The 20,460-nt window shown below is 69.9% G+C and carries 13 protein-coding genes and 1 pseudogene; 4 read left to right on the top strand and 10 right to left on the bottom strand.

The window, feature by feature from the left end:
• Positions 1–88: 88 nt before the first annotated feature.
• On the top strand, positions 89–1,438 hold the full coding sequence (locus NOO62_RS15845; protein WP_268771537.1) for a beta-propeller fold lactonase family protein: 1,350 nt from the start codon (positions 89–91) through the stop codon (positions 1,436–1,438).
• A gap of 380 nt (positions 1,439–1,818) precedes the next feature.
• Here NOO62_RS15845 and NOO62_RS15850 read toward each other — a convergent pair whose 3' ends face one another.
• The 7 genes and pseudogenes from NOO62_RS15850 to NOO62_RS15880 all read right to left on the bottom strand — a co-directional run bounded on the left by NOO62_RS15850 (position 1,819) and on the right by NOO62_RS15880 (position 12,948).
• A complete protein-coding gene (locus NOO62_RS15850) occupies positions 1,819–2,304 on the bottom strand; it encodes a hypothetical protein (protein WP_268771538.1) in 486 nt (161 codons plus the stop codon).
• Positions 2,305–2,397: 93 nt separating this feature from the next.
• Positions 2,398–3,600, bottom strand: a complete 1,203-nt coding sequence (locus NOO62_RS15855) for a helix-turn-helix domain-containing protein (protein ID WP_268771539.1) — start codon at positions 3,598–3,600, stop codon at positions 2,398–2,400.
• A gap of 83 nt (positions 3,601–3,683) precedes the next feature.
• On the bottom strand, positions 3,684–5,189 hold the full coding sequence (locus NOO62_RS15860; protein ID WP_268771540.1) for a hypothetical protein: 1,506 nt from the start codon (positions 5,187–5,189) through the stop codon (positions 3,684–3,686).
• On the bottom strand, positions 5,173–5,727 hold the full coding sequence (locus tag NOO62_RS15865; RefSeq protein ID WP_268771541.1) for a GtrA family protein: 555 nt from the start codon (positions 5,725–5,727) through the stop codon (positions 5,173–5,175). The genes NOO62_RS15860 and NOO62_RS15865 overlap by 17 nt, the downstream gene beginning before the upstream one ends.
• A complete protein-coding gene (locus tag NOO62_RS15870; RefSeq protein WP_268775636.1) occupies positions 5,724–6,461 on the bottom strand; it encodes a polyprenol monophosphomannose synthase in 738 nt (245 codons plus the stop codon). Before NOO62_RS15870 ends, NOO62_RS15865 begins: the two co-directional genes overlap by 4 nt.
• A 207-nt stretch (positions 6,462–6,668) precedes the next feature.
• Positions 6,669–7,757, bottom strand: a pseudogene (locus NOO62_RS15875) (sugar phosphate nucleotidyltransferase); the annotation flags it as partial.
• Positions 7,758–8,004: 247 nt separating this feature from the next.
• Entirely contained in the window at positions 8,005–12,948 is a 4,944-nt protein-coding gene (locus NOO62_RS15880; RefSeq protein ID WP_268771542.1) for an NAD-glutamate dehydrogenase, read from the bottom strand.
• A gap of 479 nt (positions 12,949–13,427) precedes the next feature.
• Here NOO62_RS15880 and NOO62_RS15885 point away from each other — a divergent pair, with 479 nt between their 5' ends.
• Positions 13,428–13,994 (top strand): DJ-1/PfpI family protein, encoded by a 567-nt coding sequence (locus NOO62_RS15885; protein ID WP_268771543.1) that lies wholly within the window; start codon positions 13,428–13,430, stop codon positions 13,992–13,994.
• Between the two features lie 234 nt (positions 13,995–14,228).
• On the opposite strand, the gene NOO62_RS15890 is transcribed toward NOO62_RS15885, so the two are convergent.
• The gene (locus NOO62_RS15890) at positions 14,229–14,900 is read right to left on the bottom strand and encodes an HAD family hydrolase (protein WP_268771544.1); all 672 of its coding nucleotides are present in this window, start codon (positions 14,898–14,900) and stop codon (positions 14,229–14,231) included.
• A 305-nt stretch (positions 14,901–15,205) separates the two neighbouring features.
• Positions 15,206–15,715, bottom strand: coding sequence for a DUF6912 family protein (locus tag NOO62_RS15895; RefSeq protein ID WP_268771545.1), 510 nt, complete (start codon positions 15,713–15,715; stop codon positions 15,206–15,208).
• Positions 15,716–16,286: 571 nt separating this feature from the next.
• Here NOO62_RS15895 and NOO62_RS15900 point away from each other — a divergent pair.
• Positions 16,287–16,601 (top strand): Rv3235 family protein, encoded by a 315-nt coding sequence (locus tag NOO62_RS15900; RefSeq protein ID WP_414930991.1) that lies wholly within the window; start codon positions 16,287–16,289, stop codon positions 16,599–16,601.
• 116 nt (positions 16,602–16,717) lie between these two features.
• On the opposite strand, the gene secA is transcribed toward NOO62_RS15900, so the two are convergent.
• The gene (gene secA, locus NOO62_RS15905; protein WP_268771546.1) at positions 16,718–19,567 is read right to left on the bottom strand and encodes a preprotein translocase subunit SecA; all 2,850 of its coding nucleotides are present in this window, start codon (positions 19,565–19,567) and stop codon (positions 16,718–16,720) included.
• A 223-nt stretch (positions 19,568–19,790) separates the two neighbouring features.
• Between secA and NOO62_RS15910 the strand changes: the two genes are divergently transcribed.
• Positions 19,791–20,429 (top strand): GNAT family N-acetyltransferase, encoded by a 639-nt coding sequence (locus NOO62_RS15910; protein ID WP_268771547.1) that lies wholly within the window; start codon positions 19,791–19,793, stop codon positions 20,427–20,429.
• Positions 20,430–20,460: the final 31 nt, after the last annotated feature.

Genomic DNA, 20,460 nt, shown 5'->3' on the forward strand with positions numbered 1-20,460 from the left:
GGGAAGTCCCATGTCCCGCGCACTCTCCAGACCTTCCAGTCCTTCTCGGCCCTCCAGAGCTTTCCGGGGGCGACGTATAACCGCTGTCATGACGGGCACCACGCTGGCCGTCGCAGGCTTGGTGGCACTCCCCACCCCGGCGCAGGCGGCCGCCGGCCCCTCGGCCTACGTGGCCAACTTCCACGGCGACACGGTCTCGGTCGTCGACACGAGCACGAAGACCATCACCGACACCATCGCGGTCGGCAACAGCCCGGTGGGCGTGGCGATCGCGGCGGCCGACGAGCGGGCCTACGTCACGAACTTCGACGAGGCAACGGTTTCGGTGATCGACACGGACACCGACGCGGTGACGGCGACGGTCCCGGTCGGCAGCAACCCCTTGAACGTGGCGGTGACTCCGTCCGGGTCCCGCGCGTACGTGGCGAACAGCGGCGGGACGACGGTCTCGGTCATCGACACGGCGACGAATTCCGTGACCGCCACGGTGCAGGTCGGGGAGGCCCCGAACGGCGTGGCGATCAGCCCTTCCGGGACGTCCGCCTACGTCACGAACAACAACGGCAACTCGGTGTCGGTGGTGGACACGGCGACGAACACGGTGAGTGCCACGGTCCCGGTCGGGGCCGCCCCTGCGGGCGTGGCGGTCAGCCCTTCCGGGGATTCCGCCTACGTCACGAACAACAACTCCGACTCGGTGTCGGTGGTGGACACGGCAACGAACACGGTGAGTGCGACGATCCCGGTCGGAGGCTCCCCGAACAGTGTCACGTTCGCCCCGTCGGGCAGCCGGGCGTACGTCGCGGACCGCAGCAGCGGTGACGTGAAGGTGATCGACACGGCGACCCGTGCGGTGACGGCGACCGTCGCGGTCGGCGACGGCCCGGTCAGGGTCGAGGCGGACCCGTCCGGTACGGCGGTCTACGCGGCGAACATCGAGGACGACACGGTCTCGGTGATAGCCCCCGGAACGAACACGGTCACGGACACGATCGCGGGCTTCACGGGTCCGTACGGCATGGCGTTCACCGCGGCGCCCTCCGCCGGGCAGGCGGACATAGACGTCAACCTGACGGCGCGGCCCTACCTGAGCATCCTGGTCCCGTACGTCACCTACACCCTGACGGCGAACAACACGGGCCCGGCAACCGCCACATCGGCAACGGTGACGGCGAAGCTCCCAAGGGGCGCGAGGGCCACGAACCTGTCCCCCGGCTGCTCAGCCTCCGGCACAACGGTGACGTGCGAGTACGCCTCCATCCCGCCGTCCACCTCCACGTCCAAAACCTTCCGAGTCCCGCTGCACCTCCTGACCCTGGGCCCGGTCAAGGTCACAGCGCAACGCACAGCCTCAACCCCGGTGGACCCCACCCCCGCCAACGACACGGCATCGGTAACCTGCACGGCAATCTCGATCATCCTGGTCACCTGCCCCTGACCCCGCCCACCGCCGCCCGGACCACCCGGGCGGCACCCCCACCCGACCGCCACCCGCCCAGCACCGCCGCTCCCCCACCGCACCGCCACCCGCAGAGCGCCCGCCTCCTCCCCACCCACCCGCCCCCACCCACCCGGTCGAGCTCCGCGAGGCACGGGCCGCACCCGTACACGTCGCCCGTCGCTCCGGGGGTGCGTACGGAGCCGACCCACAGCACTCGTACGTCTTTGCGTCGGCAATACAGCCAACAGGCACCGCTCACCCACGAGTTGCCGTCATCGACCTGCGCGACGAGCGGCCACGCGTCGCGCCACGGGCGCGCGACGGCCGGTTGAAAGGTCACGTCCCGCCCTCGGACGCACCGCCGGACGCGCGACGCGTCACCGACCCGCCCCCTCCGCGCCGCACACCGAGTCCCTGACGTGCAGGAAGCCTCCCGCCTTCTCGATCGCGCGGGCGACCTCGTCGTACTCCTGCGCGACAGGCGAGATCATCGACCGCCACGCCGTGAGAACCGCTCCCGCCTCGGCCGCCTTGATCCGGTCCAAGGCTTGCCCCAGCCCCGCACGCCCATGCGGTGGCAACAATCCGACGCGCTCCTCGATCACGTCCGTGATCTCCCAGCCGAACGCGGCGGCGTACTCCGTGCACTCCCTGCGCGGGGCCGCGATATCCGCCCCGGCGGCGCCGGACAGGTAGATCACACAGCGGAACCGCTCTATGCGTGCGACCACGGTCGATACGCCGGTCTCGCCCGGCGTGACGCCCGCCGACGCGTCGGCGAGGCCCTGCCGTCGCCTCAGCTGCCCCTCGGTACGACGAGCCGCACGCGGCTTCTGCCCCTGATCACGTTCGCTGCCAACCATGCGGATATCGTGTCGACTCGATCACCCAGAGTGAAGAGATGGGGCGTCCGACCGCACGGGGTTGCTTCGCCCGGGCTCCTACGCTCCGTACGACTACGCGATGAGCGGCATCCCGATGAGTTCGCCGATGTTACGAACCCGCGCCGTCGACACCTTCGCGAGCCGCTTGCCGATGACACCGGGCAGCGCCTGATGCCGGACCCACTCGGGGGCGTCGAGCGCCACCTCGATGAGGGTGTCCGCCGCCTGGTCGTGCAGGCCGACCGCGCACTGGGCCAAGGCGACGTCGAGCTTGTAGCGGTTGCGGGCAAGTTTGGGCATGGTGCGGGGGAGGTCAGTGCGTGCTGCCAGAGCCAGTGCTTTGCCATGGTTCCCGAGTGCCACGGCGATTCCCACCGCCTCCGTACTCGCCGCGGTCGGGCCGAAGTGCGTGCCGTGCAGCGTCACGTCACGCCCGAGCCGCGCGGCGGCCGCGTGGGCCTGGGAGAGGTAGTCGTCCGCTGCGACCGGGTCTCCCTTGCGTGACGCCGCCACCGCCGCGGAGATCATCAGCCGCCCGTACCCGAGCAGTTGCGGGCTCGACGCCTTGCTGAACGACGGCTCGATACGAAGTGCCGCGCGCTCCGCCACCGTGATCGCCCTGGACACCTTCGCGCTGCGCAAATAGATCCACGACAACGTCGACTCGATGAGCGCGACCTGCACGGAGTCGCCGGACTCCTCCGCCAGGCGCCGCGCGGAGGTCAGCGCGCTCAAGGCGAGGTCACGCTGGCCGAGCAGGACCGCCGCCGAGGAGGCGAACTGGTATGTGCCGGCGAGGACCGACCCCAGCCGTTCGCGTTCTTCGCCCGTGGCCTGCCCGTACCTGACGCTTCCCTCCAGCAGGACCTTCGCGATGAGTTCGCTCAGCTCCCCGTACGCGCCCCGCCAATAGGAGACGCATACGCGCTCATGGGCTGCCGACAGCTCGGTGAGGGAACTCGGGTCCTCGATGCCGTCCCAGTCTCCGAGGGCGCTGTCGTGCACCGCGTCGGAAAGGCGACGCAGGGCCGCCCGGGTGTCCTGGTTCGTCGCCCGCCTAGGGGCCTGCTGCCCCAGGATCACGGACACGTCCGACTTCAGCGCGTGCGCCAGCTTGAGGAGCGAGCCGATGGACAACTCCCCGCGGTCCTGCTCGGCCTTCTGCACCAGCGCCAGGGACAGCCCCGCCGCCTCGGCGAGCCCCTGCTGCGTCAGATCTGAGCCTCGCAAATGCTTGATGCGCTTACCGGTCGTCAGATCGGCCCAGTTGCTCACGATCGCCCCAATGGGTTGCTCAAGCTGCAAGCTGCTGAACTTCGATGGTAGGCCTCAACGCCCCTGCCCTCAGGGCGAACCTCTCAGCCGCCCACCACCTCATACAGAACCTGCCCCCTCGGCCCCGTAGCCACCCGCCGCAGCGCGGCGTCGTCGGCCCGCAACCCGCCGTCCCCCGGGTACTCCACGACCCACCGCACCCCGTACCTCCGCAGGATGTCCAGCCGTTCCGCCCGCGACGTGCCGGGCGCGAAGTAATCCCGTACCGCGGTGACCCGTTCCTCCTGGTCCGGCAGGAAGAAGTCCGGGTAGCCGGGGGCCACCGTGTAGGGGCCGTACGCCGGGATCTGGCGGGACGGGAACGTCCTCGCCATCACCACGTCGCCGTACCGCACCTCCTGGGCCAGCCACTTGCAACCCGGCCACGGAGGGCTGTACTTCGCGGCTACCCGCGCCGGCAACGCATCGCGCGGCACCACGTACCCGAGCGTCCCCGCCTGCGTCCACGCGCCGACGAGCAGCGCCACGCCCAGCAGCCCCGCGAAGACGCGCCGCACCCCGGCACGCTGCCCCCGCTCCAAGACTTCGAGCGCCGCCGCCAGCTGAGCCGGGATCAGGACCGCCGGCAGCACCCTGCCCCACGAGTAGTGACCGGTCAGGCCGCCCGCCGCGAACATCGCCGCGCCGAGGAGAAAGAAGAGCACCAGAGGGTCCCGGCGATCCCGGCGCCAGCGCAGCACCAGCGCCGCCACCCCCACCAGCGCCAGGCCGAAGTGCGGAAGCAGGTCACGGTAGAGGGAGCGGTGGATCTGCTCCAGGCCGCCCACTCCGAACAGGCCGAAGAAGGAGTAGTACGGCCAGAGCCACAGCAACACCACCCCCAGCGTCACGCCACCCGCCAGCCGCACCAGCACTGCCCGCGACGGCCACGGCCGCGCCCCGAGCACCATCGCGAGGCCGCCGAACGACGCCACCACACCCGTGAACTGGTGACTCAGGAGAATCACCGCCCAGAGCACGCCAAGCCCCAAGGAGACCGGCCACCCGTGCCCCTCCCCCCGCAGCGCCTTCCGCAGCAGCGCCCAGAAGTGGAAGGAGAGCCCCAGCGCGAACGTACTGGGGTAGGAGATCGTCAAGGCCAGCGAGTTCAGCCCCGGGAACCCGCTCCAGTTGAACAGCGCCGGACCCCAGAGCAGCACCAGGCACAGCAAGGCGAGGGGCGGCGCCGCCCGCCGCGCGCTGAACGTGCGTACGAGGTGGAAGACCCCCGTCACCAGCAAGCTCAGCCCCACCAGCGCCGCCACCCGCAGCACCACGAACGTGCCGAGCCCGGTCACCTTGGCCAGGCAACCGAGCAGCAGCATCCACGGGGAGTAGTACGGGCTCGGCGTGTCCGCGTCGACCAAGGGGTTGCCCGGGTCGGCCAGATGGTGGCGCAGGCGCTCGATCGTCGCCGCGTGGATGCCGAGGTCGCCCGCCCAGGGCAGGCGGACGATGACGAGGAGGAGCAGGACGAGGAGCAGGACGAGGGCGAGGGATGCCGCCGCCCGGGCGGCCCCCCGTATGACCGGTTTAGTGGCGACGCGCATCGTGACGCGCATCGTGCTGGAAGACCCACGTCCGGTAGACCAGGAAGCGGAACGCCGAGGCAAGGACGATCGACAGCGCCTTGGCGACGTTGGAGCCGAGCGGTCCGCTCATGTCCGCGCCGTGGTACGCCGCGTAGAACAGCAGACTCTCCATCGCCACGCCGATCCCGCTGAAGGCGAAGAAGAGAGCGATCTGACGCTTCGTACGGGACGCGCGGTCGCGGTACGCGAAGAAGCGGAAGCCCAGGTAGTTCGTGCCCATCGCTACGCAGCTGGCCAGCACCGTCGCCGTCATCGGGCCCGAGGACACGCCGTGCAGCAGGAGGTTGAAGACGACCAGGTTCACGGCCACACCGCTGCCGCCGACGACCCCGAACTTCACGAGCTCCAGGAACAGCCTGCGCAGGCGGGCGACGGTGAGCCGGGGGGAGGGCGCGGAAACGGGGGCGGCCCCGGAAGCGGAGTCGGGGGCTCTGGGCGCCGGCGGCGCGGACCGCGGCGCGCCGTGCGGCGCCTCGTGCAGGGTCGACGGAGTCATCCACGCACCCCCGCCCCGCGGCCACGCTCACCAGCACCCGCGTTCAACCGCAGCTTCCACGGCATGACCACCGACTCCAGCTGCACCATCAGGCTCATCTTCGACTCGCCGACCGTGCGGTCCTCGAAGTGGATCGGTACCTCCATGACGCCGAATCCGCGCCGCAGCGCCCGGTACTTCATCTCGACCTGGAAGCTGTACCCCGCGCTGTCCACGGACGCGAGGTCGATCGCGCGCAGTGCGTCGGCGCGCCACAGGTTGAAGCCGCCCGTGATGTCGCGGACGCGGGTGCCGAGGATCGTGCCCGCGTAGGCGTTGGCCCAGCGGGAGAGCAGTTTGCGGTGGGCGCCCCACGCGTCGGAGAGCGTGCCGCCCTGGACGTACCGGCTGCCGATGACGACACCCGCGTCCGTGGCGAGGGCGACGCCGAGCAGTTCGGCGGCCTTCTCCACGGGGTGGCTGCCGTCGGCGTCCATCTGGAGGACGTAGTGCGCGCCCTCGGCGACGGCCTGCGCCATGCCGGCCGCGTAGGCACGGCCGAGGCCGTCCTTCTCGGTGCGGTGCAGGACGCTCATGCGGGCACTGCCGTACCGCTCGGCGAAGCGTTCGGCGATCTGTCCGGTGCCGTCGGGGCTGGAGTCGTCGACGACGAGGAGGCGCAGGCCGGGCAGGGGGAGCGCCATGAGGGCCTCGGCCATGCCGGGGAGGTTGCCCGCTTCGTTGTACGTGGGCATGACGACGGTCAGCGGCGTCGCGGCCCACGCCTCCGGCAGCCGGGCGGCGAGACTCTCGGAGAGGTCGTTCTCGGGAAGGTTCTCGGGAAGGTTCACAGTCACTGCTCACAGCCCTTCGGTGATACGGGAACCGGTCGGCACAGGGGCACCGGGGGCACCACGGGACCCGGTCGGCACGTCGATACGGCCACGGCCCCCCGCCGCCACATCGGGCGAGAACCGCACCGCCGCATCCGGCAGCACCGCCCCGCACCACACCCGCGCCCCGGTCCGCAGTTCGTTGTCGGCCCCCACCTGCGCCCCGTCCCCCACGACCGCCCCGTGCAGGACGGTACGACGGCCGACGCGGGCACCCGCACCGACCAGGCTCAGCCGGACGTCGGCGCCCGCCCCGACCTCCGCGCCGTCGAGCACGACCGAGCCGTGCACGACCGCCCCCGCCCCGATCCTGGCACCCGCGCCCACGACGGTTCCAGCGGCGAGAACCGCATCCGCCGCGACCTCCGCGCCGGGCAGGACCAGGGACTCGCCCCGCTCCCCCGGCAGCGCGGGCGACTCGATGACTCCGCGTACGAGATCGGCCGACGCCTGGACGAGTGCCTCGGGGCGCCCGAGGTCCAGCCAGTACGCGTTCTCGACCTTTCCGTGCAGATACGCGCCCCGCGCGAGCAGCGCCGGGAAGGTCTCCCGCTCCACCGACACCACCCTCCCCCGCGGAATCTCGTCGATCACGGACCTGCGGAACACGTACGCCCCCGCGTTGATCTGGTCCGTGACGATCTCCTCGGGCGTCGTCGGCTTCTCGGTGAACGCGAGAACACGACCGTCGTCGTCCGTCGGCACGAGCCCGAAGGCGCGGGGGTCGTCGACGCGGGCGAGATGGAGCGTGACGTCGGCGTCACGGCGTACGTGCGTGTCGACCAGGTCGCGGATGTCGAGCCCACTGAGGATGTCTCCGTTGAACACGAGAACGGGTTCATCGCCCCCTTCATCGCCCCCGCACCGCAACCGCCCCGCCGCATTGCGGATGGCGCCACCCGTACCGAGTGGCTCGTCCTCGACGACGTACTCCAGTTCCACGCCGTACGCCGATCCGTCGCCGAAGTACGGCTCGAAGACCTCGGCGAGATAGCAGGTCGCCATCACGACGTGGTCGACGCCGGCCGCGGCGAGGCGGGCGAGCTGGTGTGCGAGGAAGGGGACACCGGCCGCGGGGACCATCGGCTTCGGCGTGTGGACGGTCACCGGCCGCAGCCGGGTGCCTTGCCCGCCGACCAGCAGAACGGCTTCGGTCATCGCCTCGTCGGACCTTCCCTGTGCATCGGATCTTCGGATCTCGTACCGCCATCAGACAATCTCACCCACCTTAGACCAAATGTCTGAATTGATGAGATATGGCGAGTCATGGGGAATGTCATCACCCGTTCCGCGCCACGGAGGCAACCAATCGCACCCCGATGCACTCCGTGACACGGCAAGGGACACGGCAAGGGGGCGCCCCGGGCCGAACGGCCCGGGGCGCCCCCTTGTCACCTAACAGAAACTACGAGTGCGTGCGCAGCAACGTCCTCATCGTCCGCATCGCCACCGACAGATTCGCCAGATCGAACGCGTCCGAGCTCTGGATCTCCTCCAGCGTCGACCGCGCCCGGCTCAGGATCGGCGCGTTCTTCTCCTCCCACGCCTTGAACCGCTGCTCCGGCGTGGACTGGCCGTTGCCCGCCGCGAGGATGTCCGCCGTCAGCGCCGCGTGCGCCGCGTACAGGTCCTCGCGGATGGACGCGCGCGCCATGGACTGCCAGCGGTCGGCCCGCGGCAGCTCGATGATGCGGTCCATGAGCTGCGTGATGCGGAGCCGGTCCGCGACGTCGTAGTAGACCTCGGCGACCGCCATCGGCTCCTTGCCGGTCCGGTCGGCGACCGCGACGATGTCGAGGGCCGGGAAGGCGGAGGAGAACCCGGCGACACGGCGCGCCAGCTCCTCCGGCACGCCCGCGTCGGTCAGCTCGTCGCGGATGCCCTCGTACCACTCCAGGTCGGAGCCGCGGAGCAGCTGCGGCAGCTCCGCCCAGACCTCCGTGACGCCCTTGCTGAAGAAGCCGATGGTCTCGGCGAGCTGGAGCGGCTGCGGCCGGTTGTTGAGCAGCCAGCGCGAGCCGCGCTCGACGAGCCTGCGCGAGTGCAGCCGGATCCGGGTCTGGACGTCGGCGGCCACGACGTTGTCGAGCGCCTCGACCGCGTCCCACACCTCGCTCAGGCCGAAGATCTCGCGCGCGGCCATCTGCGCCCGCACGATCTCCTCCAGCGAGGCGCCCGTCTCCTCCCGCAGCCGGTGCAGGAAGGTCGAACCACCGGTGTTGACCGTGTCGTTCACGAGCACGGTCGTGATGATCTCGCGACGCAGCGCGTGCCCGTCGACCTGCTCGGGGAACTTCTCGTGCAGCGCCTTCGGGAAGTACGCGTGCAGCAGGCGCTGCAGGTACGGGTCGTCGGGCAGCGTCGTCTGGATCAGCTCGTCCGCGGCCGTGATCTTCGTGTAGGCGAGGAGCACGGCGAGCTCGGGCTGGGAGAGGCCGCGGCCGGAGTTGAGCAGCTCGCGGATCTGCCGGTCGTTGGGCAGGAACTCCAGGCCCCGGTCGAGGTGGCCCTGCTTGCCGAGCCTGCGCATGAAGCGCTGGTGGGCGTGGAGCAGGGACGACGACTGGAAGACGGCGTTGGCCAGCGCGGTGTTCTGCGCGTAGTTGTTGCGCAGCACCAGGTGGCCGACCTCGTCGGTCATCTCGGCGAGCAGCTTGTTGCGCTGCTTGACGGTCATGTCTCCGTTGGCGACGACCGCGTTGAGCAGGATCTTGATGTTCACCTCGTGGTCGGAGGTGTCCACGCCCGCGCTGTTGTCGATGGCGTCGGTGTTGATGCGGCCGCCGGAGCGCGCGAACTCGATGCGGCCCAGCTGGGTCAGACCGAGGTTGCCGCCCTCGCCGACGACCTTGACGCGCAGGTCCTGGCCGTCCACGCGGATCGCGTCGTTGGCCTTGTCGCCGACGTCCGCGTTCGACTCGGCGGACGACTTCACGTACGTACCGATGCCGCCGTTCCACAGCAGGTCGACGGGTGCGTGGAGGATGGCCTTCATCAGGTCGGCCGGGGTCATCTTGGCGATCTTGCCCTCGATGCCGAGTGCCTCGCGGATCTGGGCGTTGAGCTGGATCGCCTTGGCGCTGCGCGGGAAGATGCCGCCACCCGCGGAGAGCAGCGCCTTGTCGTAGTCGGCCCACGAGGAGCGCGGCAGCTCGAAGAGGCGGCGGCGCTCGGCGTACGAGGTCGCCGCGTCCGGCTTCGGGTCGATGAAGATGTGCCGGTGGTCGAAGGCCGCGACGAGGCGGATGTGCTCGGAGAGCAGCATTCCGTTGCCGAACACGTCGCCGCTCATGTCGCCGACGCCGACGACGGTGAAGTCCTCGGACTGGGTGTCGCAGCCGAGCTCGCGGAAGTGCCGCTTCACGGACTCCCAGGCGCCGCGGGCGGTGATGCCCATGCCCTTGTGGTCGTACCCGGCGCTGCCGCCGGAGGCGAAGGCGTCGCCCAGCCAGAAGTTGTACGACTCGGCGACCTGGTTGGCGATGTCGGAGAACGTCGCCGTGCCCTTGTCGGCCGCGACGACGAGGTAGGTGTCGTCCTCGTCGTGCCGGACGACGTCCGCCGGGGGCACGACCTCGCCGGCCACCAGGTTGTCGGTGATGTCGAGCAGCGCGGAGATGAACGTCCTGTAGCAGGCGACGCCCTCCGCGAGCCACGCGTCGCGGTCCACCGACGGGTCGGGGAGCTGCTTGGCGACGAAGCCGCCCTTGGCGCCGACGGGCACGATGACGGTGTTCTTCACCATCTGCGCCTTCACGAGACCCAGGATCTCGGTCCGGAAGTCTTCCTTACGGTCGGACCAGCGCAGCCCGCCGCGCGCGACCTTGCCGAAGCGCAGGTGGACGCCCTCGACGCGGGGCGAGTACACCCAGATCTCGTACGCGGGACGGGGCGCGGGCAGGTCGGGGATGGCCTGCGGGTCGAACTTCATGGAGACGTAGTTGTGCGGCTTGCCGCCCTGCGACTCCTGGAAGAAATTGGTCCGCAGCGTCGCCTTGATGACGGTGAGGAAGGACCGCAGGATCCTGTCCTCGTCCAGGGACGCGACCTGGTCCAGGGCGCCGTCCAGCTCCTCCAGGAGCCCGTCGGTCAGCTCGGTCCCGGCGCGCTGGCGCTCCGGCGACATGCGCGCCTCGAAGAGCGAGACGAGCAGCCGGGTGGTGTGGACGTTGTTGCGGAGGGTGTCCTCCATGTAGTCCTGGCTGAACGTCGAACCGGCCTGCCGCAGGTACTTCGCGTACGCCCGGAGCACCATCGCCTGACGCCAGCTGAGCCCGGCCCGCAGCACCAGCGAGTTGAACCCGTCGACCTCGGCCTCACCGGTCCAGGCGGCGGCGAAGGCCTCCTGGAAGCGCTCGCGGCCGTCGTCGCCGAGGTAGTCGCCGTTGCCGTTCTGCGACTTGGGCAGGCGGAGCCCGAAGTCGTAGATCCACGCGTTCGTACGGTCCGTGCAGCGCAGTTCGTACGGACGCTCGTCGGTGACCTCGACGCCGAGGCGCTGGAGCACCGGCAGGACCGCGGAGAGCGAGACCTGGCCGCCCGTGCGGTAGATCTTGAAACGCCGCTCGCCGGGGGCGGCGCCCACCGGCTCGTACAGGGAGAGCGCGAAGTCCTTGTCGCCCGAGAGCTGCTCCAGGTGCTGGAGGTCGGCGACGGCGGCGCGCGGCGTGTGGTCCGCCTTGTACCCCTCGGGGAAGGCACCCCCGTACCGGCGGAGGAGTTCGGCGGCGCGCTCCTCGCCGCACTCGGCGGTCAGCGCCTCCGCGAAGCCGTCGGCCCAGGAGCGGGCGGCGTCGACGAGCCGCCCCTCGATGCGCTCGACATCGGCGTCGGAGAGATCGGGAACCTCGCCGCCCTTGGGAACGCGCACCACGAAGTGGATACGGGAGAGGATCGACTCCGTGTTCCAGGCGGTGAAGTCGACGCTGGCGCCGTTCAGCTCCTCCTTGAGGATGTCGATGACCCGCAGGCGGACGCCGGTGGTGTAGCGGTCGCGCGGCAGGTAGACCAGCGCCGAGTAGTAGCGCCCGTACTCGTCCTTGCGCAGGTACAGCCGCAGCCGACGCCGCTCCTGGAGGTAGAGCACACTCGTCACGATGGAGCGGAGCTCGTCGGCGGGCGTCTGGAAGAGCTCGTCGCGCGGGTAGGTCTCCAGGATCTGGAGCAGGTCGCGCCCGTCGTGGCTGTTGGCCGAGAACCCGGCGCCCTTCAGCACCTCGGCGACCTTGCGGCGGATGACGGGCACGCGCCGCACGGACTCGGTGTACGCGGCGGACGAGAAGAGCCCGAGGAAGCGCCGCTCGCCGATGACGTTGCCCTCGGCGTCGAACTTCTTCACGCCGACGTAGTCGAGATAGGACGGGCGGTGGACGGTGGCGCGGCTGTTGGCCTTGGTCAGCACCAGGAGGCGGTGCTCGCGGGCCTTCGCGCGCGCGTCGGCGGGCAGCCGGTTGAAGGACGGGCTCACCGGGTGGTGGGCGTCGCTGTCGTGCTGCGGGTCGGCGCGCAGGATGCCGAGGCCGGTGCCGGGGACGGCGGCGAGGGAGTCGTCCTCCGTGAGGTTGTACTCACGGAAGCCGAGGAACGTGAAGTGGTTGTCGGCGAGCCAGCGCAGCAGCTCGCGGGCCTCCTCGACCTCCTGGTCGGGCAGGTCGCCCGCGGTGGGCTCGGCGGGCAGCTCGTCGGCGATGCGCAGCGCGGCGTCGCGCATCTTCTCCCAGTCCTCGACGGTCTCCCGTACGTCACTGAGGATCCGCAGCAGATCGGCGGTGATCTGCTTCAGGTCGGCGCGGTCGGTCTCGCGGTCCATCTCGACGTGGATCCACGACTCGACGAGCGCGTCGTGCGGCAGCTCGGCACCGGCCTCGCGGCTCAGCACCTCCAGGAGCTTTCCGGTCACGTCACGGCGCACCACGACCTGCGGGTGGATGACCACGTGGATGCCGCGGCCCTGGCGGGACAGCTCATTGGTGACGGAGTCGACGAGGAACGGCATGTCGTCGGTGACCACCTCGACGACGGAGTGGCTGCACGTCCAGCCGTTCTCCTCGACCGTCGGGGTGTGGACCCGCACGTTGGCCGTCCCCTGGGGGCGGTTCTCGGCGAGCCGGTAGTGGGAGAAGGCGGCTCCGAAGACGTCGACCGGGTCGCGGTCGGCCAGGTCCTCGGGGGCGGTGTGCAGGTAGTAGCGCTGGAGGAACGCGAGCGCCGTGTCCTGGTCCGGCGTGGCCCCGCTCGTCGTCCCGGTCGGTGCACCGCTCGGTAGGCGCCCTCCGACCGGGCTGTTCTCAGCTACCCGGGCGGCCCGCGCGAGCAGCTCGGTCTTGGCTTCGTCCAGCTTGGTCTGCATTGTCCTCTGACTCCTGTCGCGCGCCATTGCGTGACGTAGAAGGAAGTGATGTGCCGTAACGCCGCGGCACGGGGTCTCCGGCCGACTTCGACGTTATGCCGCGGTGAGGGAAGAGCGGACAGCTTTCCGCCATTTTCAGTGGTTCCACTGACAGACGGCCTGTCCGGTCCGCTCGGCCGGTCCGGCCGCACCGCGAAGAAGCGTCAGCGAGCGCCCGGGCACGGTTGTCCACCGTTCTTCCCGGGCGCAGGACGGGGGCACCTATGCCCCCGCGGGATATCGCGCTGATCACGGGTCAAGGCTATCGCTCCGCACCGGGGAGCCGTCATGAGCCGTATGTGTACAAAAGCGGGGCCCGAACTTTGACACTCTGCACAGTGCCGTGGGCCACCCCTCCTCTTGGCAAGCGGGGACCGTGCGGGCACGTTGGCCCTTGAGGGTCCGCGCAGGCGGCCCCCGCCCGAGGGGAGCGCAGCGAAATGGCAGCCAAGATCCTGATCGTGACCGGCGACGCCGCCGAGTCACTGGAAGTCCTCTACCCCTACCAACGGCTTCGCGAAGAGGGCTACGACGTCCACATCGCGGCACCGACCCGCAAGAACCTACGCTTCGTGGTCCACGACTTCGAGCCGGGCTTCGACACGTACACGGAGAAACCGGGCTACACCTGGCCGTCGGACCTCGCTTTCGCCGAGGTCGATCCCGGCCAGTACGCCGCTCTGGTGATCCCCGGCGGCCGGGCCCCCGAGTACCTCCGCAACGACCCGGAACTCCGCAAGATCCTCAAGTCGTTCTTCGACGCGGACAAGCCGGTGGCCCAGATCTGCCACGGCCCGCTCCTCACCGCCGCGATCGGCGGGCTGAGCGGCCGCAGGGTCACGGCGTACCCGGCCCTGGAAATCGACATGCAGGCCGCAGGCGCGACGTTCCAGGACGCGGAGGCGGTGGTGGACGGCACGCTGGTCTCGGCGCGGGCGTGGCCGGACCACTCGGGCTGGATGAGGGAGTTCCTCACGGTACTGAGGGCGAAGGCACCGGCGCAGTGACGTAACTCGTCACCCATCGAGGCCCGCATCGGTATGTGTGCGGATCCGTACACATACCGATGCGGGCCGACGCCCCAGTCGGCGAGGTCAGCCCCCGCACCTCGCCCCCGCACCCCGGCCCCAGACCCCGGCCGCCCGCGGAAACCAGCTCCGGACCCTTCACGATCCAGTACCGCGATCCGCTACCGCGATTCATTACCGCGATCCACTACCGCAATCCAGTACTCGTCGCCCTCAGGCGACGAGCCGTTCGGCCACCTCGACGGCTTCCGCGAGACTGTCGACGACAGGCACCCCGGCAAGCTCCAGACTGGCCCGACTGTGCGACCCCCCGGTGTACAACACGGCCTGCGCCCCCACATGCCCAGCGGCGACGGCATCATCAACCGCGTCACCGACCACCACGACCCGCCCCACATCGAGCGGCTCGTCAAAGGCATCCAGATGCCGCACCATCCGCTCGGCCTTACCGGCGTGCGACTCGTCCGTCCGCCCGTCGATCCGCACGAAGTACTCGTGGATCCCGTGCCGACGCACGATCGGGACCAGTTGCTCGTGCGGTGCGAGCGACAACAACGACTGCGTATGCCCAGCACTCTGCCGCCCGGCCAACAGCTCGGCGGCCCCCTCGGCCAGCCCACAGACCTCGGCCCGGGCCCAGTAGTGCTTGTGGAAGACGGCGTCCATGACCCGCCACTCGGCGTCGGTGGGCAGCCGCCCCATCAGCCGCTCGTAGAACCGGGGAATCGGCACGCAGTACAGATCGCGGTACCGCTCCAACGTGATCGCTTCGAGCCCGAGCTCAGCGAATGAGGCGTTGGTCGCCTCGATCACCGCATGAATGTCATGCAGCAAGGTCCCATTCCAGTCCCACACGATATGCGCCCCGCGCAGCAGCTTCCCCATCCCAGAAACCTACCCACGACGCCCCCGGCACCCGCAACAGAGATACGCCCCCACACCCCGAGCCCGCCCCTCGGCCGCAGCCCCCCACGGCCCCGCACCCACCGGGCCGCGCCCGCGAGCGCGCCGGAGGGGACGTGCGGGTATGTGCGCACGGAGCACAGAGCACACCAAGGCGGCCGGACACATTCCACGCGGCGCAGGGATAGCGAGTACGCACATACCCGCGCGGCCCCGCCCCCACAACGCACAACAGGCGGCGCCCCCGCTCAAGGCGCCCCGCCAGGCACCGCCAGACACCTCAGGAACTACTCGGCGATCAGCCCAGGAATCTCCTGCGTCGCGAACCACAGCAGCTCATGGTCCTCGACCCCGTCCACCACGAACCGCGCATCATCGTCGCCCTGATCCGCCGCCCCCAGCGCGGAAGCCGCAGCCGTCACGTCCCCCTCCGCGTCCCCGGAGTCCACATGCACGGCCGCCGCCTTGGCCAACGGCAGCGCCTCAGCGATCCGCACCTCCCCGAGCGCCCCGCGGTCGAGCCCCCGGTCGGGGTCGGCCACGGCCGCCCCGTCCGGCACGTCCGCCGCGACGACCACCCGCCGCCGCGCCGCCCCGGGATCCCCCGCGATCAGCCGCAACGACGCCGCCGCGGCGCGATTCAACGCCGCGTACTCGAGCTCCTCGATGTCGTCCGAGACGTACCACTCCCGCAGCGCGGGGGTCACGGCGTAGGCGACCAGCGGCCCGGGCCCCAGCTCCCCCGCCTCGTGCGCCTCGGCGAGCCGGGGCAGGGTCAGAGGGACATAGACGCGCATGGCTGACCGCTTTCGTCGGTGTCCGCACGCGGGCGGATCACGCGGGCGGACCAGGTGGCTCGGAAGACCCCCAGGATACGTCCGGGAGTCCCCCATCGAGCGCCCCACCCACACCCCTCACCCGTCAACGGACACCCCACGCCTTCACCCGCCCCGCCCCCACGCTCCCAAGCATTCCAGCCCCCGGCGTCCCCCGGATAGGTGAACCCGAACCCCACCACCGGGCACCACCCGCGCCCCTTGCCTGCCCACCCCTCGCCCCCATAGAAGATCCCCAACGAAAAAGTTACCCACTGGTACAGACCCCAGCCCGAACCCCAAGCCCAGCCCAACCCGAAGCCCAGCCCGAACCCACCACCCGGCAGCAGCAAGAGGCACCCATGCGCAAGGTAATGACAAGGCCCCGCCCCCGCCCGACCACAACCCGCCCACCCCCGCCCACCCCGCACACCCGCGCCGCCCCCACCCCCCCGCACCCCCCCCCCACACCCCACCCCCCCCCCCCCGCCCCCCGCACCGCCCGCCCCACCCCCGCACGATCCCGCCCCAACCACCCCCACACCCCACGGAGATCTTCGCGGAGCGCCTCGTCCTGGTCCTCAGCGGCCAGCGCCCGATGCACTGGGTGGCCCGCCACATCGCCAACACGGCGTTCGACGAGCTGGCGCGCCTGGCGGAGCTGAGGCCGCTCTGCACGGACGGCCACCGCCCCACGATCCACCGCATCGGCCACTACCAACCGCACCCCGAGACGTACGAGGTGTTCGCCCGCATCGCCACGGGCCCGAAACTCCGCGCGCTGGCGTTCCGCCTGACGCTGGGCGCGGACAGGAAATGGCGCTGCACAGCGGTAGAAACAAGCGCTCCCACACCTAGCCGCACGTGAGCACGTCCGACCGCACACGGCACAGGCACAGGCACAACGAAAGAGGGGCCGGACAGAAAGTCCAGCCCCTCCACTCACCGCTCACCGCTCACGTCAAAGCGACAGCGACACCGCGCCTACTTCTTACGGCGCCGCCCACCCTTCTGAGCCTTGCGCCGCTCCGCCCGAGTCATCCCGTCCGACTCGGACCGGACCTCGGAGCCGTCCGTGACGAAGTCGCCCTCGTCGACGCCGCCCTCGGCGTTCGGCGCCTGGAAGTGCAGTCGGTCGGGCCGCTGAGGAGCCTCGAGCCCCTTGGCGTGGATCTCCGGCCGAGAGCCACCGGACCCCGCACCTGCCCCCGCGGGAACCGCGTCCTGCACGCCACCCTTCGACAGCGAGGGAGCCGCGTCGTCGACGGGGACTTCCTCGACCTGCTGCTCGACCTGGACCTCCAGGTTGAACAGGTAGCCGACGGACTCCTCCTTGATGCCTTCCATCATGGCGTTGAACATGTCGAAGCCCTCGCGCTGGTACTCGACCAGCGGGTCCTTCTGCGCCATGGCACGGAGGCCGATGCCCTCCTGGAGGTAGTCCATCTCGTACAGGTGCTCGCGCCACTTGCGGTCGAGAACCGAGAGAACGACACGCCGCTCCAGCTCACGCATGATGTCGGAGCCGAGCTGCGCCTCACGAGCCTCGTACTGCTCGTGGATGTCTTCCTTGATGGACTCGGAGATGAACTCGGCGGTGAGGCCCGCGCGGTCGCCCGCGTCCTCCTCGAGCTCCTCCACGGTGACCTTGACGGGGTAGAGCTGCTTGAACGCGCCCCACAGCCGGTCGAGGTCCCACTCCTCGGCGAAGCCCTCCGCGGTCTCCGCGGAGATGTACGCGTCGATGGTGTCGTCCATGAAGTGCGTGATCTGCTCCTGCAGATCCTCGCCCTCCAGGACGCGCCGCCGCTCGCCGTAGATGACCTCGCGCTGCCGGTTCAGGACCTCGTCGTACTTGAGGACGTTCTTACGCGTCTCGAAGTTCTGCTGCTCGACCTGCGACTGGGCCGACGCGATCGCGCGCGTCACCATCTTGTTCTCGATCGGCACGTCGTCCGGCACGTTGGCCATGGACATCACGCGCTCGACCATCTGGGCCTTGAACAGACGCATCAGGTCGTCGCCCAGCGACAGGTAGAACCGGGACTCGCCGGGGTCGCCCTGACGGCCGGAACGACCGCGCAGCTGGTTGTCGATACGGCGCGACTCGTGCCGCTCCGTGCCCAGCACGTACAGCCCGCCGAGCTCCTTGACCTCTTCGAACTCCGCCTTGACGGACCGCTCGGCCTTCTCCAGGGCGGCGGGCAGCGCCGCGGCCCACTCCTCGACGTGCTCGACGGGGTCGAGGCCGCGCTGGCGCAGCTCCGCCTCGGCGAGGTCGTCGGGGTTGCCGCCGAGCTTGATGTCGGTGCCTCGTCCCGCCATGTTCGTGGCGACGGTGACGGCGCCCTTGCGGCCGGCCTGGGCGACGATGGTCGCCTCTCGGTCGTGCTGCTTCGCGTTCAGCACCTCGTGCTGGACGCCGCGCTTCGACAACTGCTGGGAGAGGTACTCCGACTTCTCCACGGAGGTGGTGCCGACCAGGATCGGCTGCCCCTTCTCGTGCTTCTCCGCGATGTCGTCGACGACGGCGGCGAACTTCGCGACCTCGGTGCGGTAGATCAGGTCGGACTGGTCGGCGCGGACCATGGGCCGGTTCGTCGGGATCGGCACGACGCCCAGCTTGTAGATCTGGTGGAACTCGGCGGCCTCGGTCATGGCCGTACCGGTCATGCCGGAGAGGCCGCTGTCGTAGCCTTCGCGCTTGTAGAGACGGAAGAAGTTCTGGAGGGTGATCGTGGCGAGCGTCTGGTTCTCGTCCTTGATGTCCACCCCTTCCTTCGCCTCGATCGCCTGGTGCATGCCCTCGTTGTAGCGGCGGCCGGCGAGGATACGGCCGGTGTGCTCGTCGACGATCATGACTTCGCCGTCGATGACGACGTAGTCCTTGTCCTTCTTGAAGAGTTCCTTCGCCTTGATGGCGTTGTTCAGGTAACCCACCAGAGGCGTGTTCACCGACTCGTACAGGTTGTCGATGCCGAGCCAGTCCTCGACCTTGCCGACACCGGACTCGTGGATGGCGACGGTGCGCTTCTTCTCGTCGACCTCGTAGTCCCCGGTCTCCTCGATGCCCTTGAGCTGGTTGCCGGGCTCACCCTTGGTGAGGCGGGTCACCAGCTTGGCGAAGTCGCCGTACCACTTGGTGGCCTGGTCGGCGGGGCCGGAGATGATCAGCGGCGTACGGGCCTCGTCGACGAGGATCGAGTCGACCTCGTCGACGATCGCGAAGTTGTGGCCGCGCTGGACGAGCTCGTCCTGGGACCACGCCATGTTGTCGCGGAGGTAGTCGAAGCCGAACTCGTTGTTCGTGCCGTACGTGATGTCGCAGGCGTACTGCTCGCGGCGCTGGGCCGGCGTCATGTTGGCCAGGATGCAGCCGACCTCGAGGCCCAGGAACTTGTGGACGCGGCCCATCATCTCGGAGTCGCGCTCGGCCAGGTAGTCGTTGACCGTGATCAGGTGGACGCCCTTGCCGGACAGGGCGTTCAGATACGCCGGCAGGGTGCCGACGAGGGTCTTGCCCTCACCGGTCTTCATCTCCGCGACATAGCCCATGTGCAGCGCGGCGCCGCCCATCATCTGGACGTCGTAGTGCCGCTGGCCGAGGACGCGCTTGGCGGCCTCGCGGACCGTCGCGAAGGCCTCGGGCAGCAGGTCGTCGAGCGTCTCGCCGTCGGCGTAACGCTCCTTGTACTCCTGGGTCAGCGCGCGCAGCTCGGCGTCGGAGAGGCTGACGAAGTCCTCTTCGATGGAGTTGACCTGGTCCGCGATGCGGTGCAGCTTGCGCAGGATCTTGCCTTCGCCTGCACGCATGATCTTCGAGAGGACGGACACGGGGGTTGGTCTCCTTGCCGGTCGGGCCTGGCATGGTCGGTTTTACTCGTCGGGCAACGGCCATCGTATGCGAGGACCGGGCCGCGCCGGGAGGTGTGCCATGAGGACAACGGACGAGGAGTGCCGAAGGTGCCGGGTCGGGCCCCTGAGTGCCTCGTGCGAGGTGATCACGAAAGCCGGTAAAACGCTGGATCCGGACGCTCCGCCCCAGCAGAATCGATTGATGGAGCCCGTCACTCTCACCACCGAACGTCTGTTCCTGCGCGCCTTCGCGCCCGAGGACACCGACGAGACCTACGCGGCCTGCCAGGACCCGGACATCCAGCGCTGGACGACCGTCCCGTCGCCGTACACGCGCGTGGACGCCGACGACTTCATCAACCGCATGGTCCCGGACGACTGGCGCGACGACATCGAGTACACCTTCGCCGTACGCCCCCGGGAGGGCGGCCCGCTGCTCGCCGCCGCCAGCCTGCACCACCCGCGTTCGGGCACCTGGGAGGTCGGCTACTGGACGGCCAAGGAGCACCGCGGCCGCGGCTACATGACGGAGACCGTCCTCGCCCTCGCCCGCTGGGCGTTCACGGAGCTGCGCTGCACCCGCCTGGAGTGGCGCGCCGAGGTCGGCAACACGGGCTCGCGGGCCGTCGCGGAAAGGGCCGGGTTCACCGTGGAGGGCGTGCACCGCGCGGGCCTGCTCAACAGGGGCACGCTCCGTGACTGCTGGGTCGGCTCGCTGCTCCCCTCGGACATCGGCGTGCGGTCCCCGCACCCGTACCTGCCCGCGAGAGACCTACCGGCACGGGACCTGCCCGCGGGAGACCTGCCCGCGAAGGCGGGCGGGACCGGCGCGGGGATCTGAGAGTTCTGCTGTCAGTGCCTCCCCCTATCGT

Origin of the sequence: Streptomyces sp. Je 1-369, assembly GCF_026810505.1 — a bacterium.
Taxonomy (GTDB): Bacteria; Actinomycetota; Actinomycetes; order Streptomycetales; family Streptomycetaceae; genus Streptomyces.